Origin of the sequence: Methylobacterium sp. C1 (assembly GCF_001854385.1) — a bacterium.
Lineage (GTDB): Bacteria > Pseudomonadota > Alphaproteobacteria > Rhizobiales > Beijerinckiaceae > Methylobacterium > Methylobacterium radiotolerans.
The window spans coordinates 3157502-3176547 of record NZ_CP017640.1 but is presented as its reverse complement, the minus strand read 5'-3'; the positions used below and the strand labels follow the sequence as shown (position 1 = coordinate 3176547).

The window sequence follows — 19046 nt, the reverse complement described above, 5'->3', positions numbered from 1 at the left end:
TCCGGTGCCACACCCGCCGTTTCCCCGGGCCGCCCGAGCAGCGTAGGATCGATCCACGGGGGTGCGCATGGCCGACCTAGAGGCGAAACATCGGGTCTTCGTGGCGCTGCACGAGCGGCCGGGCGCGTTCGTCGTGGCCAACCCATGGGACGCGGGTTCGTCGCGGATCCTGACCGCCCTCGGTTACGAGGCGCTGGCGACGACGAGCGCCGGGTTCGCGTTCGCCGTCGGACGGCGTGACTCCACCGCCTCGCTGCCGCGCGACGCGATCCTGGAGAACGCCCGCGCCATCGTGGACGCGACCCACCTGCCCGTGACGGCCGATCTGGAGGACGGGTTCGGGACCGACCCGGAGGCGTGCGCGCTGACGATCGCCCGGGCCTCAGAGATCGGGCTGGTCGGCGGCTCGATCGAGGACGCCACGGGCGACGCCGCCAGTCCGATCTTCGATTTCGGTCACGCCGTCGAGCGAGTCGCCGCCGCGGCCGAGGCCGCGCGCCGGCTCCCGTTCGTGCTGACCGCGCGCGCCGAGAACCACCTGTGCGGGCGGCCCGACCTCGACGACACGATCCGCCGCCTCCAGGCCTTCGAGGAGGCGGGAGCGCACGTCCTCTACGCGCCGAACCTGCCGGACCTCGAGGCCATTCAGGCGGTCTGTGCCGCGGTCAGCCGCCCGGTGAACGTCGTCGCCGGCCTGTCGCCCCGGCAGTACACGGTGGCCGAGCTGGAGGCGGCGGGCGTCAAGCGGATCAGCGTCGGCGGGTCTTTCGCGCGGGCGGCCCTCGGCGGTCTCGCGCGCGCGGCGCGGGAGGTGCTGGACCGGGGCACCTTCACCTACGCGGCGGAGGCGATGTCGGGAAGCGAGGCGAGATCGTACATGGCGGAGGCGACTCGGTAGGGGCGACCGCTCGGCATCGCGGTCCTTCATCCCGCCAACCGGCGGCGAACGAGCGCCGCCGGGCCGATCGGCCCGAACGCTCGAGCCGAAGCCGACGACCGAGAGACACGGTTTGTCACCGCGTCGAGCTACGCACGGGCGGACGACCGCTATACCGATGCGCCCGTCGGACCCGATCCGTCCGCGGGCCACCCCGGGCATCGCGGGTCGCCGCCCCGCCCGACCGTGGCGACCCACCGAGACCCGAGCCTCCCGATGTCCCGCACGTCCCCTACGGCCATCGCCCTCGAACCCGTCGCCGCCGAACGGTCGGGGACCGGCAACGTGGTCCGACTGGCCGTCGCGCAGGCCCTCGCCGGGGCGAACTCGACGGTCGTGTTCGCGACGGGCGCGGTCGTCGGCAACATGCTCGCGCCCAGCAAGGTCCTCGCCACGCTGCCGATCTCGATCTTCGTCGTCGGGATGGCCGCCTGCGCCCTGCCGACCGGCAGCATCGCCAGGCGCTACGGGCGCCGCGCCGTCTTCATGGTCGGCACCGGCTGCGGTGTGCTCGTCGGCCTGCTCTCGGCCTGGGCGATCGTCGCGGCCGACTTCTGGCTGTTCTGCGCGGCGATGTTCCTCGGCGGCGCCTACGCCGCCGTTGTCTTCTCGTTCCGCTTCGCCGCGGCGGACTGCGTTCCGGCCGAACGGCGGCCGCGGGCGCTGTCGGCGGTCATGGCGGGCGGCGTCTTCGGCGGCGTGATCGGGCCGCAGCTCGTCACCCACACCATGAACCTGTGGCCCCCCCACCTGTTCGCGGCCACCTTCCTGGCCCAGGCGGCCGTCGCCGGTGCGGCCGCCCTCGTCCTGGCGGGCGTTCGCCTGCCGCGGCCGGCCGCAGAGACCGTCTCAGGCGGGCGACCGCTGGCCGTCATCCTGGCGCAGCCGCGCTTCGTGATCGCGGTGATCTGCGGGGCCGTGTCCTACCTGCTGATGAATTTCGTGATGACGGCCGCCCCGCTGGCCATGCGCCTGTGCGGTCACGCGCAGGAGGATGCCAATCTCGGCCTGCAATGGCACGTCATCGCCATGTACGGTCCGAGCTTCTTCACCGGGCGGCTGATCACGCGCTTCGGCGCGTCCCGCGTGGTGGCGACCGGCCTCGCCTTGACGGGCGCGGCCGCGCTCGTCGGGCTCGCCGGCGCGGATGTCGGCCATTTCTGGCTGTCCCTCGTCCTCCTCGGCGTCGGCTGGAACTTCGGCTTCGTCGGCGCCTCCGCAATGGTGCTGGACTGCCATCGCCCGGAGGAGCGGACGCGGGTGCAGTCGATCAACGACTTCATCGTGTTCGGGATGGTGGCCCTGGGCTCATTCTCGTCCGGCGGCCTTCTGACGAGCTACGGCTGGGACACGGTTCTCTGGGTCTCGTTCGCGCCCCTGGCGCTGGCCGCGACGGCGCTCGCACGCACGACGGCGCGCGGCGCGCCGCGGCCCGGCGGAGCATGAGCGCGGCGCGGCGGCCGGGCCCCGAACGGACCCCGCGGACGCGTGCCCCGACGGTCGCGGAGTCGATTGCGGAGTCGGTCGCGCGGTCTCAGCCCCCGCGGATTCCGTCCGGATCCCCGGCCTCGGGCAGGGCGACGAAGATCAGCACGCCGAGCACCGTCATGGCGAAGCGGAAGGCGGATTCCTGGCCGTTCCAGACCTTCGACATCCACATGCCGAACCACTCGCCGCCGATGCCCAGGAATCCGCCCTGCCAGACCAGGAAGCCGAGGCTGAGGCCCGCGATCGCCCAGGTCTTGGCCCGGGCGAACGCGCCGCGCGGGGCCTGCAGCCGCGCGAGCATCAGCGCCACGCCGATCCAGAGCAGGAGCGCCGTCAGCGCCTCCGCGACGACGATCAGCGTGAAGGCGCCGCGCTGCAGAACGGGATCCGTGATGGAGCGGTCGGCGATCCCCGAATCCGGCAGGATCGTATCCATCGACAGCACGTGCTGCACGAAGGCGAGGTTCACCGCGGGCTCCACGACGTTGCCGTACACGACCAGGGTGCAGGTCAGCGCCAGGGCGCCGACGAGGGCGGCCTTCGAGAGGCGGATGGCGAGCATGAAGTGGCCCTCCTGACACGCGGGCGTCGGTACCGGCCAGGGATCAGGGGCCGTCCGGTCCCGGCGTCTCTCAGTTCGCCTTCGCCTCGACCTCGAGCCGGTCGAGGACGGCGGCCGGCGAGCGCGCCGCGCCGAGGTCGATGAAGCCGATCCCCGCAGGCTCCTTCGACTTGGCGTGCACCACGAGCTTGCCGGGCTTCATCACGAACTGGCCCATGGCGGCGCCGATCCCCTTGGCCGCCGCGCTGTTGCCGAGGATGATCGGCACGCCGAGCAGGCTGGCAGTGACGTATTCCTTGCGCAGCTCGTCCGGCTTGAGGCTGAGATCCTTCGACTGCGCGGCGAGGAAGCGCTCGAACAGGCCGGCATTCTCCACCGTCAGGTCGAGGGACTTGGCGCTCCCCGAGAACATCACCATCGTCGCCGCCGGCAGGGTGCCGGAGAACAGCTCGGGCCCGATGCCTCCCAGCGTGCCGGAGAGGCGAACCGTGCCGATATCGCGCCCGGAGATCGTGACCTCGCGCAGGGCGAGGTCGCGGGCCTTCTCGTCGAGGCTCGCGTCGGCCACGAGGTTGAGGTCGAGGTCCCGGTAGCCGTAGGCCGGCAGCAGGCCGACGAGCGGCGCACCCGCGAGCAGGTCCGCGGGCAGGCTCAGGCCGGAGAGGCTGATGCGGGTCGCGCTGGGCACGCCCTCGGTCAGGGGGCCGAAGGCCAAGGCCGCCTCGCGCAGGGCGATGCGGGGAGCCGGCCGCGGCGACACCGTGACCGCGAGGGGGTCCCCGGTCTTATCGGCCGGCCTCGGCTCGGGCGTCCGCGCCGACCGGCCCGGCTCGGGCAGGGCGCCGCGGGCCGGGGGCCGGGCGTCGCGGGGCGGCGCCCGCTCGGGCTCAGCCTCGGGCGGCAGATCGATCGACAGGTCGGTGAGGGTGAGCGTGCCGAGCTTCGGCGTCAGCCGGCGCATCTCGACGTCGGAGAACCCGGCCCCGCCCGTCGGCTCGGCGGCGATGCCCTGGAGGGTCGCGACGGTCGGCGCCAGGGACGTCCCCAGGGCCGCGACGCGGCCGACATGGATCCGCAGCGCGCCGCGGGTCATCGACAGGTTGTCCAAGATGGTGCCGCCCTCCGGGCCGGCCGACGTGTAGGCGGCCCGGCCGATCTCGAACAGCACCGGCCCCTTCGGGTCGGTGTCGCTGACGCTCAGGCCCTGCATCTCGAGGCTGCCGACCGAGGTGGCGTCGATGAGATCGGCGGCGGCGGCGGCCAGCGGGCGCCGGTCGCTGGATCCGTCGAAGCCGTTGGCCACGATGGCGAAGGCGCCGCCCCAGCCGTCCGGCACCTGCCGGCCGCCGAGGTCCCGGCCGTCGAGGCGGGCGATCTTCACGGTGGTGCCGCGCGCGTCGGAGTAGGTGACGTCCGAGACCTGGACGGCGCCGTAGACGCGCTGGACCGGTCCCTTGCCGTCGCCGGGCACCGTGTAGAGCCGGCTGAGCGCCGCGAGATCCAGGTCCGTGGCGCGCACCTGACCGTAGGTTCCGGACCCGCGGTTCGGGCCCGCGACGGAACTGACGGTCGCGCCGGCCGCCGTCAGCTCGCCGACGCGGCCGGCCCGGATGTCGCGGGCGACCACGTCGCGGTAGGTGACGGTCTGCCGGTTGTCGCCGGGACCCGCGTTCTCGGAGGTCAGGACCGGGACTGTCAGGCTGCCGGCGTCGAGACGGGCGAGCCGCTGCTCCCAGGGCACGTTGGAATCGGGCCGCAGGATCGCCGCGAGATCCTCCTTGGAGAGGCGCGTGCCGCTCGCCGTCAGCTTCGGCGCCTTCAGCAGCGTGCCGCCGAGCGGGATCACCACGTCGTTGACGGTCACGTCCTGGACGGCGGCGGCGCCCTCCTGCGCGGCGAGCGGCGCCGGCGCGAGGCCGAGCAGGGCCAGCATGGCGGCCGTCGCCCGGGCCGACCGGAGGCGGAGACGGGCCTTCGGGTGGTTCATGGCAGCGTCCGGACCAGGGCTCTCGCGGGAATGCCCTAGCCGTGCCGCGTTTTGCCGGGCGAGGCAATCGCGCGCGCCGGCCCGGGCGATCGAGCCGGGACCGGTGTCGTACGGACGCAACGGCGCGGCGGCGCCGCGCCGCGTGCTACAACGAGAAGGAGGTGCCGCAGCCGCAGGAAGCGGTGGCGAGCGGGTTCTCGATCTTGAAGGACTGTCCGATGAGGTCGTTCACGAAGTCGATGGTCGAGCCGCTCATGTACTCGAGCGAGACCGGATCGACGATCACGGTGGCGCCGTCGCGCTCGATCGCGACGTCCTGCGCCTCGCGGGCACGGGTGATGTCGAAGGCGTAGGAGAAGCCCGAGCAGCCGCCGCCGTTGACACTGATCCGCAGCGACGAACCGGCCGGCTCCGACACCATGATCTCGTTGATGCGCTTGGCCGCGCGGGCGGTCAGGGTGATCTCAGCCATCGGTCTCTGGCCACGCATTCGTTCGGTGGACGGCGCGCCCGGCCCGTTGCCGAGTGCGCCCTGACCCACAAGATATGAGCCGCAAGCCCGCGCCGCAACGCGCCGGGCGGGGAGCCGTCATGAGCAGGGTGCGTGAGTTCGAGAGCGGATGCCGTGCGACCGAACGGTGAGCGCTGGCGCGCGCCCTACGCCACCGACCCGGCCCGGACCCGGGGACGCCTGATCCCGGAAGCCGGGTCGCCGACCCGCAGCGATTTCCAGCGCGACCGCGACCGGATCATCCACTCGACGGCGTTCCGGCGGCTGAAGCACAAGACGCAGGTCTTCGTCCATCACGAGGGCGACCATTACCGCACCCGTCTGACCCACACCCTGGAGGTGAGCCAGATCGGCCGGGCGCTCGCGCGCGCGCTCGGCCTCGACGAGGATCTCGCGGAGGCGCTGGCCCTCAGTCACGACCTCGGCCACACCTGCTTCGGTCACACCGGCGAGGACGCCCTCGACGCCTGCATGGCGCGCCACGGCGGCTTCGATCACAACGCCCAGGCGCTGCGGATCGTGACGCGGCTGGAGCGGCGCTACGCCGGGTTCGACGGGCTGAACCTCGCCTGGGAGACGCTGGAGGGCCTCGTCAAGCACAACGGCCCGCTGCTCACCGCGGACGGCCGGCCGACGCCCCGCTACGCCGCCCGCGGCATCCCGGCGGCGATCCTCGAGTACGACGCGCTGAACCCCCTCGACCTGTGGAGCCAGGCCGGCCCCGAGGCCCAGGCCGCCTCCCTGGCCGACGACATCGCCTACGCCGCCCACGACCTCGACGACGGGTTGCGCGCCGGGCTGTTCGAGATCCCGGAGCTGCGGGCGGTCCCCTTCCTGGCCGGACTGCTCGACGAGATCGACCGGCTGCATCCGGGCCTGGAGCCGTCGCGGATGATCCACGAACTCGCCCGGCGGGTGATCACCCGCTTCGTCGAGGACGTCATCCGCGAGGGCGGCCGCCGCATCGCCGCCCTGGACCCGGGCCGCGTCGAGGACATCCGGAACGCGGACCAGCCGGTCATCGTGTTCTCGCCGGAGATCGCGGCGGCCGACGCCGACATCATGCGCTTCCTGTGGGAGCGGATGTACCGGCATCCGGGCGTGGTGGCGGTGCGGAAGAAGGCCGACGCCATCGTCAACGACCTGTTCGCCGCGTTCACCGCGGCGCCCTCCCGAATGCCGGAGGAGTGGAGCGCCGGCCTCGAAGGCACCACCGAGGCGCGGGTCGCCCGCCGGGTCGCCGACTACATCGCCGGCATGACCGACACCTACGCGGTCCTGGCGCATCGCAAGCTCTACGCGACGACGCCGGACCTGCACTGGGAGCTGCCCAGCCGGGGGCTGCCCCTCGCCGAGCCCTGAGGGCCCGGCGCGGGGCGGTTCGGATCAGCAGCCGCAGCCGCAGGTGAAGCTGCCGTAGCACCCGCCGTAGCCGTAGCCACCGTAGGCGGCGGGGTAGCCGTAGCCGTACCCGCCGTAGGCGGCCGGGTAGCCGTACCCGTAACCACCGTAGCCGTAGCCGCCGTAGACGCTCCCGGCGGCGAGTCCGAGCCCGAGGCCGATCCCCGCGCCGGCCAGCCCGTAGCCGAGGGCACCGCCGTAGCCGCGACGGTAGCCGTACCCGTAGCCGCGCCCGTAGAAGCCGCGGGCCGCGTAGCCGCCGCGGTAGCCGTAGCCGCCCCGGAAACCGCCGCGGTAAGCGCCGCCGTGGAAGCCGCCACCGTGGAATCCGCCGCCGCGGAAGCCGCCCGCCTCGGCACTCGGCGCGGCCAGGATGAGGGCGCAGAGCGCCGTCCCCGCAATCGTCAAGGTCTTCATCAGTAACTCCGCGATCGGCACACTCACGATCGGCGGCGATGACACCGCTTCGTCTCGGTCAAGACAAGACGGACACTGCGCGATCCGTATTCGTCGCGCGGGATAACGCCGCGTCGGCGCCCACGTGGTTACCGGGGCGATGCCGCGAACGCGGACTCCGCGGGGCCGGCGCGCGGCCCGGCGCCGTGACACCCTCCCGCCCCCTTGCTAGACCGCCGGGGCGGGCGCCGGCCGGACGGGCCGGGCGACGAGACCCCCGCGCGAGCGAGATCGAGACCCATGAACATCTTCGCCCTGTTCGAGGCGCGCGTGCGCGAGGCCGTGGAGGCGCTGACCCGCGCCGGCCACCTGCCCGAGGGCCTCGACCTGGGCCGCGTGGTGGTCGAGCCGCCCCGCGACGCCTCGCACGGCGACCTCGCCACGAACGCCGCCCTGGTCCTTGCCAAGGAGGCGCGGGCCAACCCGAAGGCGCTGGGCGAGTCCCTGGCGGCCGAGCTCCGCGCGGATCCGCGGATCGTCGAGGCGAGCCTCGCCGGGCCGGGCTTCATCAATCTCCGGCTCGACCCCGCGATCTTCCACGCGGTCGTACGCGACGCCCTGGAGGCCCCGGAGGCGTTCGGCCGCGCGCGGCTGCCCGGCGGCCCGATCAACGTCGAGTACGTGTCGGCGAACCCGACGGGGCCGATGCATGTCGGCCACGGCCGGGGCGCGGTGTTCGGCGACGCCCTGTGCAACCTGCTCGTCGCGGCCGGCCGGCAGGTGACGCGCGAATACTACATCAACGATGCCGGCGTTCAGGTCGATGTGCTGGCCCGCTCGGCCTTCCAGCGCTACCGCGAGGCCCTCGGCGAGCCCTTCGCCATCGCGGAGGGCCTCTATCCGGGCGACTACCTGAAGCCCGTGGGCGCCCGGCTGGCCGAGACGCACGGCCGCGCGCTCCTCGACAAGCCCGAGGCGGAGTGGCTGCCCACGGTGCGCGAGACCGCGCTCGGCATGATGATGGACATGATCCGGGCCGACCTGGCGGCGATCGGCATCCGCCACGACGTCTTCTTCTCCGAGCGCACGCTTCAGGAGAGCGGGGCCGTGAAGGCCCTGCTCGCGGAGCTGCGCGCCAAGGGCCTCGTCTACGAGGGTCGCCTTCCGCCGCCCAAGGGGCAGCTGCCGGAGGACTGGGAGGACCGCGAGCAGACGCTGTTTCGCACCAAGGAATTCGGCGACGACAGCGACCGGCCGCTGCTGAAGTCGGACGGCTCGTACACGTATTTCGCCTCCGACATCGCCTACCACCGCGCCAAGTACCTCGCCGGCGCGACCGAGCTGATCGACGTCCTCGGCGCCGATCACGGCGGCTACGTGAAGCGCATGCAGGCCGCCGTGAAGGCGGTCAGCGACGGCAAGGCCACGCTCGACGTCAAGCTCTGCCAGCTGGTGCGGCTGTTGCGCGCAGGCGAGCCGGTCAAGATGTCGAAGCGGGCCGGCGAGTTCGTGACCCTGCGCGACGTGATCGACGAGGTCGGCCGCGACGCGATCCGGTTCATGATGCTCTACCGGAAGAACGACGCGACCCTGGATTTCGACCTCGCCAAGGTGCTGGAGCAGTCGAAGGACAACCCGGTCTTCTACGTCCAGTACGCCCATGCCCGCGTCCGCTCGGTGCAGCGGCAGGCCCGCGAGGCGTTCCCGGACGCCGACCTCTCGGCCGCCGCGCTGGCCCGCGAGGCGGACCTCGCCGTGCTGAGCGACCCGGGCGAGATCGAGATGATGCGCCTCATCGCGCAGTACCCGCGGGTCCTCGAATCCGCGGCGCTGGCGCACGAGCCGCACAGGATCGCCTTCCACCTCTATGAACTGGCCTCCGCGCTGCATAGTTTCTGGAACAAGGGCAAAGACTTGCCGCAATTACGGTTTGTTAATGCAACCGACCGAAAGTCGACGTGGGCCCGGCTGGCGCTCGTCGAAGCTCTGCGGAGCACGCTGGCGGCCGGCCTTGCGATTCTCGGTGTGACCGCGCCGGACGAGATGCGATAGGCCCGAGTGCATCGGGCCGGTCTTCGGCGTTGATGTGAGGATGCTGCCATGACGAACGCTTCGCGCGCTCAGGTCGATTTGGACGCCCTCGCGCGCGATCTGCGTCAGGATAAGGGCCAGACGCCGCAGGCGTCCGGCAAGGCCGACCCGCTGGCGGAACTCGCCCGCATCGTCGGCCAGGACGATCCGTTCCGCGCGCTGCTCGCCGCCCGCGACGAGATGCGCGCCGTGGCGCCCGCCGCGCCGCAGCAGGCGGGCTGGAATGCCCGGGTCGAGCCGAGCTTCGCCCCGGAGGCCGCCAAGGCGACGCCGGCCGACGCGTTCGACCAGTATCTCGCCTCCGTGGAACAGGACACGCACCGCGAGGGCTCCGGCTACGCCGCGGAGAGCGGCCCGACCGCCACCGGCGACGACGAGACCTACGCGGACAGCCGCGCGCTCCGTCGCGCCAATCCGCGGCGGCGCCTCGTCTCCGTGGGCGCCGGCGTGGCCGTGGTGGCGATCGCCGTCACCGGGGCGCTCACCTACAAGGGCCTGAGCAACTCGGGCCACGGCGGCGTGCCGGTGGTCCAGGCCGATTCCACACCCCTCAAAGTCGCCCCGAAGGTGGCCGACGGCGTCGAGATCCCGGATCAGAACCGGCAGATCTACGACCCGAAGGGCAAGAAGGACGGCCAAATCAAGATCGTGAACCGCGAGGAGCAGCCCCTCGACGTGGCCGAGGCCGCGCGGGCGGCCCAGGGCCCGTCGCAGCCGACCGGCGCCCAGGGCGGCACGACGCCGGGCAACGGCCCGTTCGAGGCGTTCGGTGAACCGCGCCGCGTGCGCACCGTCGCGGTCAAGCCCGAGGCGCCGCCCGCGCCGCCGCCGCGGGAGCAGCAGGCCGCCGATGCCGGGCCGGCCCCGATCCCCACCATGGTCCTGCCGAGCGACGAGCCGGCGGCCCCGCCGCCCGCGAAGTCCAAGCCCGTCCGCCAGACCGCCGCCGCCATGCCGGCGGCCACCGCGACGCCCGTCGACGCGCAGCCGGAAGCCGCGGTCGAGCAGCCGGCGCCCAAGCCGGTGGCCTTGAAGCCGCCGCCGAAGGCCGCCCAGCGCATCGCCGCCGTCGCCCCGCCCGGCGCGGCCGCGCCCGACACCACCGCCAGCACCACGACCGACGACGACGCCGTGAAGTCCGGCCCGGTGAGTGGCTTCTCGGTGCAGCTCGGGGTACGCAGCTCCGCCGCCGAGGCGAAGGCCGCGTTCCGACAGATGCAGGCCAAGTACTCGCAGCTCGCCGGCAAGCCCGAGCTGATCCGGCAGGCTGAGGTCAACGGCAAGACGATCTACCGCGTCCGCGTCGGACCGCTGGAGAAGGCCCAGGCCGCGAGCCTGTGCAGCGCCCTGCAGGGCGAGGGCGGCCAGTGCTTCGTGGCCAAGAACTGAACCCCTGACGTCGCGCCGCGGACGGGACATTGCGCCCGTCCGCGGTGATCCGCGCCGCACGATCGACCGAGTCCGCACGGCAACACGGGCGGTGCGATCGCCCCGGCCGGCGCCCCCGGGCCGCGGTTTGGTCTTGCCCACTCCCCGTTCCCGCCCGACTCTGTCGCCATCGATACGAACCGCCCGGCGGTCTCCGCCGTCCACGCGCCGTCGTCGCGCCGCCACCGAGCAGTGTCCGAGCCGTTCCTGATGACCTCCCGCGCCCTGATCCTCGGCTGCTCCGGTAAGTCGCTCTTGGCGGAGGAGAGGGCCTTCTTCCGGGACGTGAAGCCCTGGGGCTTCATCCTGTTCAAGCGCAACATCGGCACGCCCGACGAGGTCCGCGCCCTCACCGGCGCGCTTCGGGACTGCGTCGGCTCCGAGCAGGCGCCGGTCCTGATCGACCAGGAAGGCGGCCGGGTCCAGCGCATGGGGCCGCCCCACTGGCCGGCCTACCCCGCCGGCGGCCGCTACGGCCGCCTGAACGGCAGCGCCGCCACGGTCGCCCGCCTCGGGGCGCGCCTCATGGCGCACGACCTCGCCGAAGTCGGGATCAACGTCGACTGTGCCCCCGTCCTCGACGTGCCGGCGCCGGGCTCGCACGACATCATCGGTGACCGCGCCTACGGGACGAGCCCGGAGCGGGTGGCCGAGATCGGGCGCGCCGTGGCCGAGGGCCTGATGGCCGGCGGCGTCCTGCCGGTGATGAAGCACATTCCCGGGCACGGGCGCGCCACCTGCGACAGCCACCACGGCCTCCCGGTGGTCGACGCGACCCGCGCGGATCTCGCGGGTCAGGATTTCCGGACCTTCCGGGCGCTCGCCGACCTGCCGATGGCGATGAGCGCGCACGTCGTCTTCACCGCCATCGATCCCGACCGGCCGGCCACCCAGTCGGCGACCGTCATCCGCGACATCATCCGCGGCGCCATCGGCTTCGACGGCCTGCTGATGACCGACGACCTGTCCATGCACGCGCTGACCGGCACGTTCCGCGACCGGACGGAGCGCGCCTTCGCGGCGGGGATCGATGTCGGGCTCCACTGCAACGGCGGGATGGACGAGATGCGGGCCGTGGCCGAGGCGGCGCCCGAACTCACCGGCGCGGCCGCCCGCCGCGCCGCCGCCGCGCTGGCGCGGCTCGACCCCGCTGGCGACGGGCTGGACGTCGCGGAGGCCCGGGACCGCTTCGCCGCGGCCCTCGCGGCCGCCTGACCTGAGACACCTTGCGGCCTTCCACCGCGGCCTTCCACCGGCCGTGGCATCGCCTCTGCTTGTGTTCGGGCGGCGCGATCCCTAGGTTCGCCCCGAAATCCTCAACCGGACGTGGCGTCACGCTCCCGCTTCTTCGGGGCGCCCGCAGGAGGTTGCCATGGGCAGCATGAGTATCTGGCACTGGGTCATCGTCGCGGTCATCGTGATGCTGCTGTTCGGACGCGGCAAGGTGTCCGACCTGATGGGCGACGTCGCGAAGGGCATCAAAGCCTTCAAGAAGGGCATGGCCGAGGACGAGACGCCGCCGGCGGTCCAGGCCGCGCCGCCCCCGGCCGAGCCGGTCCGCACCATCCCGCACGCTACCGAGACGAGCCCCGGAACCGCGATCCCGGCGAGCCATCTCCCCGGCGGCGAGCGCAAGCCGGTCTGACGGCGAGCTGGACTGTAGGACTGTCAGAGCGCGCGCGCTCGTGTAGAGCCTGACGGGGTCCGGCCGCCGTGCCGGATCTCGGGGCAGCAGGACCGTCGACGACATGCTGGACATGAGCTGGGGCGAGGTGATGCTGATCGGCGGCGTCGCCCTCATCGTCATCGGGCCGAAGGATCTGCCGAAGGCGCTGCGCACCGTCGGGCAGATCACGTCGAAGCTGCGCCGCATGGCCGGCGAGTTTCAGATGCAGTTCAACGAGGCGATCCGCGAGGCGGAACTCGACGACGTCCGCCGCGAGGTCGACGGGATCCGCAACACCGTCCGCACGGCGGGCTCGACCTTCAATCCGGTGCAGACGATCCGCGACGAGCTGAAGGGCGCCGTCGAGGGCCGGGCCAAGATGGGTCCGGAGAAGATGGGTCCGGAGAAGCCCGGCCCCGAGACTCCTTCCGTCGAGACCCGGTCCCTGGCCGATGCCACGGCGCAGCTGAAGGCCGAGCAGGAAGCCGCGGCGCCTCACGCCGCCGGGACGCATCCGGACACGTCCGCCGCTGGGGCGACCCGGCAACCGGCGACCGAAGCCGCGGAGGCGCCCCTGCCCGTACCCGGATCGGTGGACGATCCGTTCGGGCCTCCGCCCGACCCGCCCGCCGCGCACCCCGCCTCCGAAGAGTCCAAGAACGGCACGACGGCCCGATGATCAGCGAGGCGGACGAGGCCGAGATCGAGGCGTCGCGGGCGCCCCTGCTCGAGCACCTGATCGAATTGCGCGCGCGGCTGATCAAGTCACTGATCGCGTTCGTGCTGATGTTCTTCGCGTGCTTCTTCTTCTCGCGCGATATCTACAACGTGCTGGTCTACCCCTACGTGTCGATCGTGGGCGCGCAGAACGCCGAGCTGATCGCCACGCACTTCCTCGAGCAGGTGTTCACCAACATCAAGCTCAGCGTCTTCGGCGCGGCCTTCCTGGCTTTTCCCGTGATCGCCACGCAGATCTACGCCTTCGTGGCGCCGGGCCTCTACCGCAACGAGCGCAAGGCGTTCCTCCCCTACCTGGTCGCCACGCCGATCTTCTTCGTCCTCGGCGCGCTGGTGGTGTTCTTCCTGGCGATGCCCCTGCTGATCAAGTTCTCGGTGTCGCTCCAGCAGGTTGGCGTGGCCGGCGAGCCGACGATCAAGCTGCTCCCGAAGGTCGACGAGTACCTGTCGCTGATCATGACGCTGATCTTCGCGTTCGGCATCGCGTTCCAGCTGCCGGTCATCCTGACGCTGCTCGGGCAGATCGGGATCATCGACGCTGCCTTCCTGCGCGAGAAGCGCCGCTACGCGATCGTGCTGGTCTTCGTCGCCGCCGCGATCCTGACGCCGCCGGACGTGATCTCGCAGCTCTCCCTCGCGATCCCGATGCTGCTCCTCTACGAGGCTTCGGTGTTCTCGGTGGCGCGGGTCGAGAAGCTGCGGGCGGCGCGGCGCGCGGCGGAAGGCCTCGAGCCGTGAGGCGGCCGGCGCGCCGGACTCAGTCCGGCGCGCGCAGGCGGTAGCCCACGCCGGTCTCGGTGAGCAGGTAGCGCGGGCGCTCCGGGTCCGGCTCGAGCTTCTGGCGCAGCTGCCGGATGTAAACGCGCAGGTACTGCGGATCCGACGAGGCCGGCGCGTGGCGCATGAGCTGCGCGTGGGTGAGCACCTTGCCGGCATGCTGCACCAGCACGCGCAGGAACTCGTACTCTCGCGGCGACAGCTTGACGTCCCGCTCGCCCACCCGGACGACGCGTCGGACGAGATCGACCGAGAGGTCGTCGACCCGGAAGACAGGCCGCTCGCCCTGCATGGCGAGGCGGTGGCGCAGGGCCGTGCGGATGCGCGCCAGCAGCTCGTTCATGCCGAACGGCTTGGTGACGTAGTCGTCTGCACCGAGATCGAGGGCCTCGACCTTGCCGCGCTCGTCGTCGCGGCTCGACAGGATCACGACCGGCAGGTCGGGCCAGCGCTCGCGGATCGCCGCCAGGAGGGCGTGGCCGGCCATGTCGGGCAGGCCGAGGTCGAGGATCGCGAGATCCACCCCGCCGGCCTCCAGGGCGGCGAGGGCCGCGGCCCCGTCCGCGGCCTCGACGACCGCGTAATCCTGCGTCCCGAGGCCGGTTCGGAGCAGCCGGCGGATCGGCGGCTCGTCGTCGATCACCAGGATGCGGGCGGCACTCACTTGGGCCGCCCCTCGTGGCGGATCCGGGCGGCCGGACGGGTCATTCCGGCCGAAGCAGCACGTGCCGCTTCTTGCCGAAGGAGAGCTTGATCACGCCGTCCGCGGTCACGTCGCCGCGGCCGAGGACTGCCTTCTCGTCCGTGACCGGCACGTCGTTGACCCGCAGCCCGCCGCCCTTGATCTGCCGCCGCGCCTCGCTGGTGGAGGGCACGAGCTTGGCGACCTCCGGCCCGAAGGCCGTCAGCACCCCGAGCCCGGCCTCCAGGGTCGCGGACGGCACGGTCACGCTCGGGAGGTCGGCGGCGAGCGTGCCCTCGACGAAGGTCTTGCGGGCGGTCTCGGCTGCGGCCTCCGCGGCCTCGCGGCCGTGCATCAGCGCGGTGGCCTCGGTGGCGAGCACCGTCTTGGCCGCGTTGATCTCGGAGCCGGCGAGGGCGGCGAGGCGCGCGATCTCCGCCATGGGCAGCAGGGTGAACAGCTTGAGGAAACGGGCGACGTCCGCGTCCTCGGTGTTCCGCCAGAACTGCCAGTAATCGTAGGGCTTCAGCATGTCCGGGTTGAGCCAGACGGCGCCGGCCGCGGTCTTGCCCATCTTGGCACCCGACGACGTAGTCAGGAGCGGGCAGGTCAGGGCGTAGAGCTGCGGCGTGCCCATGCGGCGGCCGAGATCGATGCCGTTGACGATGTTGCCCCACTGGTCCGACCCGCCCATCTGCATGACGCAGCCGTAGCGGCGGTTCAGCTCCACGAAGTCGTAGGACTGGAGGATCATGTAGTTGAACTCGAGGAACGACAGTTCCTGGTCGCGCTCCAGGCGCAGGCGCACGCTGTCCATCGACAGCATGCGGTTCACCGAGAAATGGCGCCCCACATCGCGCAGCATCTCGATGTAGTTGAGCTTCGTCAGCCACTCGGCGTTGTCGACCATCACGGCGTCGTTCGCGCCTTCTCCGAAGCGCAGGAACCGGTCGAAGGTCTTACGGATCTCGGCCTTGTTGGCGTCGATCTGCTCGACGGTCAGGATCTTCCGTGTCTCGTCACGGCCGGACGGGTCGCCGACCCGGGTGGTGCCGCCGCCCATCAGGGCGATCGGCTTGCCTCCGGTGGCCTGCAGCCAGTGCAGCATCATGATCGACAGAAGGTGCCCGACATGGAGCGAGGGCGCCGTGCAGTCGTAGCCGACATAGGTCGTGAGCCGGCCCTCGAGGGCCGCCGCGTCGATGCCGGCGAGGTCCGAGGTCTGGTGAATATAGCCGCGCTCGGTCAGGATCCGCAGGAAGTCGGATTTCGGCGCGAAGCTCTCGGCGGTCATGGATGCGATCTCGGGTCGCGCGCTGGCGCGACAGGCCGAGGCCCCGCATGCTAGCTCGCGCTGGGTTCAGGATACGGCGCGCTCTTAGCAGGGCGTTGGCCGAAAGGCACGGGGCAGGACGGCATGGCGATGATGCGCGCGATCGGACTGATGAGCGGCACCTCGCTGGACGGCGTGGACATCGCGCTGATCGAGACCGACGGCGAGCGGGTCCACGTGGTCAAGGGCCACAACAACTTCCTCGAGCCGCTGGGGCCCACCGGCTACCGCGGCTACGCCGACGACGAGAAGACGCTGCTGCGCGCCGCCACCAAGGACGCCGAGTCCGTGCTCCATCCCGGCGACCGGCCCGGGCGACTGCCGGAAGCCGAGGCCTTCGTCACCCTCGCCCACGCCGAGGCCGTGGAGCGCTTCCTGGAGGAGCACGGCCTGACCGCCTCCGAGATCGACGTGATCGGCTTCCACGGGCAGACCGTGATCCACCGTCCGGACCAGCGAATCTCGATCCAGATCGGCGACGGCCAGGCACTGGCGACCCGGCTCGGCATCCCGGTCGTAGCGGACCTGCGCCGGGCCGATATCGAGGCGGGCGGGCAGGGGGCGCCGCTGGTCCCGGTGTTCCACAAGGCGCTGGCCGAGGCGTCGGGCTTCGACGGGCCCTTCGGCATCCTCAACATCGGCGGCGTGGCCAACGCGACGCTGATCGACTCGAAGGGCGGCGTCATCGCCTTCGACACCGGACCCGGCAACGCGCTGATCGACGAGTGGATGCAGGAGCGCGAGGGCAAGAACCTCGACGACGGCGGCCGCACCGCCGCCCGCGGACGGCCCGACGAGCAGCTGCTGGCCTGGCTCCTCACCCACCCGTTCTTCTTCCGCAAGCCGCCGAAGTCGCTGGACCGGAACTGGTTCTCCCACAAGCTCGCCGGCCAGCTCTCCACCGAGGACGGCGCCGCGACGCTGACGGCCTTCACGGCACGGGCCGTGGCCCGCGCCCTCGACCATGCCCCCGAGGTCCCGACCCGCTGGATCGTGGCCGGCGGCGGCGCCCGCAACGGCGAGCTGGTGCGCCTCCTGAACTACCACCTGCGCGCCGAGATCACGACCGCGGACGCGATCGGCTGGTCCTCCGCCTACCTCGAGGCGCAGGCCTTCGCGTACCTGGCGGTGCGCTCGCTCCGCGGCCTGCCGATCACCTTCCCGTCGACCACCGGGGTGCGCGAGGCCATCACCGGCGGGGTGCTGGCGCGGCCGTGAGCCTCGGCTACGCGCTGCGGCGGATCGTCGAGGAGTACCCGCTCGCCCGGCTCGATCCGCCGGCCGGCCACCCGTTGGCCACCGTCATCCGCAAGGGCGCGCCGGACGAGCTGCGCGCGGCGCTGGCGCCGATCGACGGGCCGTTCCTCGTGAAGGGCAGCCCGGGGCGCGGGAGCAAGTGGGCGGCGGTCCCCTGGATCGCCGTGTTCGATCCCGCCGTCACCACCAGCGCGACGCGGGGCTACTACCTCGTCTACCTGTTCCCCGCGCATCGCGAGGCGGTACACCTCTCGCTGGCGCAGGGAACGGTGGCGGCGATCCGGAGCCACGGCCCGGCGGCGGCCGGCACCCATCTCCGCACCAGCGGCGCGGCGCTGCGGGCGCGGCTCTCGGACTTCGCCGGCGCGCTGCCGAACGCGACGATCACACTCGGCAGTGCGGGCGAATTGCCGGAGGGCTACGAGGCCGCCCACATCCTCGGCCTGACCTACGACCTGGCCGATCTCGGCGACGAGCGCCGGCTGCGCCGGGATCTCGCCGCGGCGGTCGCGGCGTACCGGGCGCTGAAGGCGCGGGGCGGGCTCGATCTGCCCGGTCCGCCGAGGGCACCATGAGGCCTCAGGCCGCTCCGGCCCGTCGCCGAGCGCGGCAGCCTCAGCGCGTCTGCCCGGCCGCCCTGCACGGACCGCGTTTGTGCCCCCGGCGCTCCCGCGCTAAGGCAGCCGCGCCATGTCGCACAACACCTTCGGCCACCTGTTCCGCGTCACGACCTTCGGCGAGAGCCACGGAGTCGCGCTCGGCTGCGTCGTCGACGGCTGCCCCCCGGGCCTGCCCCTGGAGGCCGAGGAGATCCAGGCCGAGCTGGATCGCCGGAAGCCCGGCCAGTCGCGCTTCACGACCCAGCGCCGCGAACCCGATCAGGTGAAGATCCTGTCCGGCGTGTTCGCGGACGACCGCACCGGCGGCCGCCAGCTCACCACCGGCACGCCGATCGCGCTGATGATCGAGAACACGGATCAGCGCTCGAAGGACTACTCGGAGATCCGCGACAGCTACCGTCCCGGCCACGCCGACTACACCTACGACGTGAAGTACGGCATCCGTGACTATCGCGGCGGCGGCCGGTCCTCGGCGCGGGAGACCGCCGCGCGGGTCGCGGCCGGCGCCGTGGCGCGCAAGGTCATTCCGGGCGTGACCATCCGGGCGGCCCTGGTGCAGATGGGCCCGCACGCCATCGACCGATCCCGCTGGGACTGGGACGCGGTCGGCAACAACCCGTTCTTCTGCCCCGATGCCGAGACGGCTTCCTTCTACGAGACCTATCTCGACGGGCTCCGGAAGGACGGCTCGTCGGTCGGCGCCGTCATTGAGGTCGTGGCCGAGGGCGTGCCGCCCGGCCTCGGCGCGCCGGTCTACGGCAAGCTGGACGCGGACCTCGCCGCCGCGATGATGTCGATCAACGCCGTGAAGGGCGTGGAGATCGGCGACGGCTTCGCCGCGGCAACCCTGCGCGGCGAGGACAACGCGGATGAGATGCGCGCCGGGAACGGCGGCCGGCCGCGCTTCCTGGCGAACCACGCGGGCGGCATCCTGGGCGGCATCTCCAACGGCGAGCCGGTCGTGGTGCGCTTCGCCGTCAAGCCGACCTCCTCGATCCTGACGCCGCGCCGCTCGGTCACGCGCGACGGCGCCGAGGTGGATCTCGTCACCAAGGGCCGGCACGATCCCTGTGTCGGCATCCGCGCCGTGCCGGTCGCGGAGGCCATGATGGCCTGCGTGCTGGCCGATCACTATCTGCGCCATCGCGGACAGGTCGGATCCCAGCCCTGAT

At 72.2% G+C, this 19046-nt stretch carries 18 protein-coding genes; 12 read left to right on the top strand and 6 right to left on the bottom strand.

Annotated elements, in window-relative coordinates; all coding sequences use genetic code 11:
• Positions 1 to 67 precede the first annotated feature (67 nt).
• Both BKE41_RS14815 and BKE41_RS14810 read left to right on the top strand, forming a co-directional pair.
• On the top strand, positions 68 to 898 hold the full coding sequence (locus BKE41_RS14815) for an isocitrate lyase/phosphoenolpyruvate mutase family protein (protein ID WP_070999694.1): 831 nt from the start codon (positions 68 to 70) through the stop codon (positions 896 to 898).
• Positions 899 to 1153: 255 nt separating this feature from the next.
• Positions 1154 to 2383, top strand: a complete 1230-nt coding sequence (locus BKE41_RS14810; RefSeq protein ID WP_070999692.1) for an MFS transporter — start codon at positions 1154 to 1156, stop codon at positions 2381 to 2383.
• 88 nt (positions 2384 to 2471) lie between these two features.
• Here the strand turns inward: BKE41_RS14810 and BKE41_RS14805 are convergent, their stop codons facing one another.
• The 3 genes from BKE41_RS14805 to BKE41_RS14795 form a co-directional block, all read right to left on the bottom strand.
• Positions 2472 to 2987, bottom strand: a complete 516-nt coding sequence (locus BKE41_RS14805; RefSeq protein WP_029357422.1) for a DUF2165 domain-containing protein — start codon at positions 2985 to 2987, stop codon at positions 2472 to 2474.
• A gap of 70 nt (positions 2988 to 3057) precedes the next feature.
• Complete coding sequence (locus BKE41_RS14800; RefSeq protein ID WP_070999689.1) at positions 3058 to 4974, bottom strand: hypothetical protein; 1917 nt, start codon at positions 4972 to 4974, stop codon at positions 3058 to 3060.
• 145 nt (positions 4975 to 5119) lie between these two features.
• On the bottom strand, positions 5120 to 5446 hold the full coding sequence (locus tag BKE41_RS14795; RefSeq protein WP_012319723.1) for an iron-sulfur cluster assembly accessory protein: 327 nt from the start codon (positions 5444 to 5446) through the stop codon (positions 5120 to 5122).
• A gap of 153 nt (positions 5447 to 5599) precedes the next feature.
• On the opposite strand from BKE41_RS14795, the gene BKE41_RS14790 reads away from it, so the two are divergent.
• Positions 5600 to 6847 carry a deoxyguanosinetriphosphate triphosphohydrolase gene (locus BKE41_RS14790; RefSeq protein WP_012319722.1) on the top strand — a complete coding sequence of 416 codons (1248 nt, stop codon included), beginning with the start codon at positions 5600 to 5602 and terminating at the stop codon, positions 6845 to 6847.
• Positions 6848 to 6871: 24 nt separating this feature from the next.
• Here the strand turns inward: BKE41_RS14790 and BKE41_RS14785 are convergent, their stop codons facing one another.
• Positions 6872 to 7303, bottom strand: a complete 432-nt coding sequence (locus BKE41_RS14785) for a hypothetical protein (RefSeq protein ID WP_029357420.1) — start codon at positions 7301 to 7303, stop codon at positions 6872 to 6874.
• Between the two features lie 279 nt (positions 7304 to 7582).
• Between BKE41_RS14785 and argS the strand changes: the two genes are divergently transcribed.
• The 6 genes from argS to tatC all read left to right on the top strand — a co-directional run bounded on the left by argS (position 7583) and on the right by tatC (position 13943).
• Positions 7583 to 9334: an arginine--tRNA ligase gene (argS, locus tag BKE41_RS14780; RefSeq protein WP_070999687.1), complete on the top strand. Its 1752-nt coding sequence runs from the start codon at positions 7583 to 7585 to the stop codon at positions 9332 to 9334.
• A gap of 48 nt (positions 9335 to 9382) precedes the next feature.
• The gene (locus tag BKE41_RS14775; RefSeq protein WP_070999685.1) at positions 9383 to 10762 is read left to right on the top strand and encodes an SPOR domain-containing protein; all 1380 of its coding nucleotides are present in this window, start codon (positions 9383 to 9385) and stop codon (positions 10760 to 10762) included.
• Positions 10763 to 11011: 249 nt separating this feature from the next.
• Positions 11012 to 12016 carry a beta-N-acetylhexosaminidase gene (nagZ, locus tag BKE41_RS14770; RefSeq protein ID WP_043073955.1) on the top strand — a complete coding sequence of 335 codons (1005 nt, stop codon included), beginning with the start codon at positions 11012 to 11014 and terminating at the stop codon, positions 12014 to 12016.
• A 157-nt stretch (positions 12017 to 12173) separates the two neighbouring features.
• Positions 12174 to 12446, top strand: a complete 273-nt coding sequence (locus BKE41_RS14765; RefSeq protein ID WP_012319717.1) for a twin-arginine translocase TatA/TatE family subunit — start codon at positions 12174 to 12176, stop codon at positions 12444 to 12446.
• Between the two features lie 103 nt (positions 12447 to 12549).
• On the top strand, positions 12550 to 13146 hold the full coding sequence (gene tatB, locus BKE41_RS14760; RefSeq protein WP_029357415.1) for a Sec-independent protein translocase protein TatB: 597 nt from the start codon (positions 12550 to 12552) through the stop codon (positions 13144 to 13146).
• A complete protein-coding gene (gene tatC / locus BKE41_RS14755) occupies positions 13143 to 13943 on the top strand; it encodes a twin-arginine translocase subunit TatC (protein ID WP_012319715.1) in 801 nt (266 codons plus the stop codon). The genes tatB and tatC overlap by 4 nt, the downstream gene beginning before the upstream one ends.
• Before the next feature lie 19 nt (positions 13944 to 13962).
• Here tatC and BKE41_RS14750 read toward each other — a convergent pair whose 3' ends face one another.
• Together BKE41_RS14750 and tyrS are read right to left on the bottom strand one after the other, a co-directional pair.
• A complete protein-coding gene (locus BKE41_RS14750; protein WP_012319714.1) occupies positions 13963 to 14646 on the bottom strand; it encodes a response regulator transcription factor in 684 nt (227 codons plus the stop codon).
• A 40-nt stretch (positions 14647 to 14686) separates the two neighbouring features.
• On the bottom strand, positions 14687 to 15958 hold the full coding sequence (gene tyrS, locus BKE41_RS14745; protein WP_070999683.1) for a tyrosine--tRNA ligase: 1272 nt from the start codon (positions 15956 to 15958) through the stop codon (positions 14687 to 14689).
• A gap of 123 nt (positions 15959 to 16081) precedes the next feature.
• Here tyrS and BKE41_RS14740 point away from each other — a divergent pair, with 123 nt between their 5' ends.
• The 3 genes from BKE41_RS14740 to aroC all read left to right on the top strand — a co-directional run bounded on the left by BKE41_RS14740 (position 16082) and on the right by aroC (position 19045).
• Positions 16082 to 17215: an anhydro-N-acetylmuramic acid kinase gene (locus tag BKE41_RS14740; RefSeq protein WP_024829728.1), complete on the top strand. Its 1134-nt coding sequence runs from the start codon at positions 16082 to 16084 to the stop codon at positions 17213 to 17215.
• Positions 17212 to 17829 (top strand): DUF3578 domain-containing protein, encoded by a 618-nt coding sequence (locus BKE41_RS14735; protein ID WP_043073903.1) that lies wholly within the window; start codon positions 17212 to 17214, stop codon positions 17827 to 17829. The genes BKE41_RS14740 and BKE41_RS14735 overlap by 4 nt, the downstream gene beginning before the upstream one ends.
• Positions 17830 to 17944: 115 nt before the next feature.
• Positions 17945 to 19045 (top strand): chorismate synthase, encoded by a 1101-nt coding sequence (gene aroC / locus BKE41_RS14730; RefSeq protein ID WP_029357410.1) that lies wholly within the window; start codon positions 17945 to 17947, stop codon positions 19043 to 19045.
• The last annotated feature ends 1 nt before the right edge of the window (position 19046 follow it).

Coding starts and splice junctions, on each gene's coding strand:
- BKE41_RS14815 (WP_070999694.1), top strand. CDS start 68: ATGGCCGACCTAGAGGCGAAACATCGGGTCTTCGTGGCGCTGCACGAG.
- BKE41_RS14810 (WP_070999692.1), top strand. CDS start 1,154: ATGTCCCGCACGTCCCCTACGGCCATCGCCCTCGAACCCGTCGCCGCC.
- BKE41_RS14805 (WP_029357422.1), bottom strand. CDS start 2,987: ATGCTCGCCATCCGCCTCTCGAAGGCCGCCCTCGTCGGCGCCCTGGCG.
- BKE41_RS14800 (WP_070999689.1), bottom strand. CDS start 4,974: ATGAACCACCCGAAGGCCCGTCTCCGCCTCCGGTCGGCCCGGGCGACG.
- BKE41_RS14795 (WP_012319723.1), bottom strand. CDS start 5,446: ATGGCTGAGATCACCCTGACCGCCCGCGCGGCCAAGCGCATCAACGAG.
- BKE41_RS14785 (WP_029357420.1), bottom strand. CDS start 7,303: ATGAAGACCTTGACGATTGCGGGGACGGCGCTCTGCGCCCTCATCCTG.
- argS (WP_070999687.1), top strand. CDS start 7,583: ATGAACATCTTCGCCCTGTTCGAGGCGCGCGTGCGCGAGGCCGTGGAG.
- BKE41_RS14775 (WP_070999685.1), top strand. CDS start 9,383: ATGACGAACGCTTCGCGCGCTCAGGTCGATTTGGACGCCCTCGCGCGC.
- nagZ (WP_043073955.1), top strand. CDS start 11,012: ATGACCTCCCGCGCCCTGATCCTCGGCTGCTCCGGTAAGTCGCTCTTG.
- BKE41_RS14765 (WP_012319717.1), top strand. CDS start 12,174: ATGGGCAGCATGAGTATCTGGCACTGGGTCATCGTCGCGGTCATCGTG.
- tatB (WP_029357415.1), top strand. CDS start 12,550: ATGCTGGACATGAGCTGGGGCGAGGTGATGCTGATCGGCGGCGTCGCC.
- tatC (WP_012319715.1), top strand. CDS start 13,143: ATGATCAGCGAGGCGGACGAGGCCGAGATCGAGGCGTCGCGGGCGCCC.
- tyrS (WP_070999683.1), bottom strand. CDS start 15,958: ATGACCGCCGAGAGCTTCGCGCCGAAATCCGACTTCCTGCGGATCCTG.
- BKE41_RS14740 (WP_024829728.1), top strand. CDS start 16,082: ATGGCGATGATGCGCGCGATCGGACTGATGAGCGGCACCTCGCTGGAC.
- aroC (WP_029357410.1), top strand. CDS start 17,945: ATGTCGCACAACACCTTCGGCCACCTGTTCCGCGTCACGACCTTCGGC.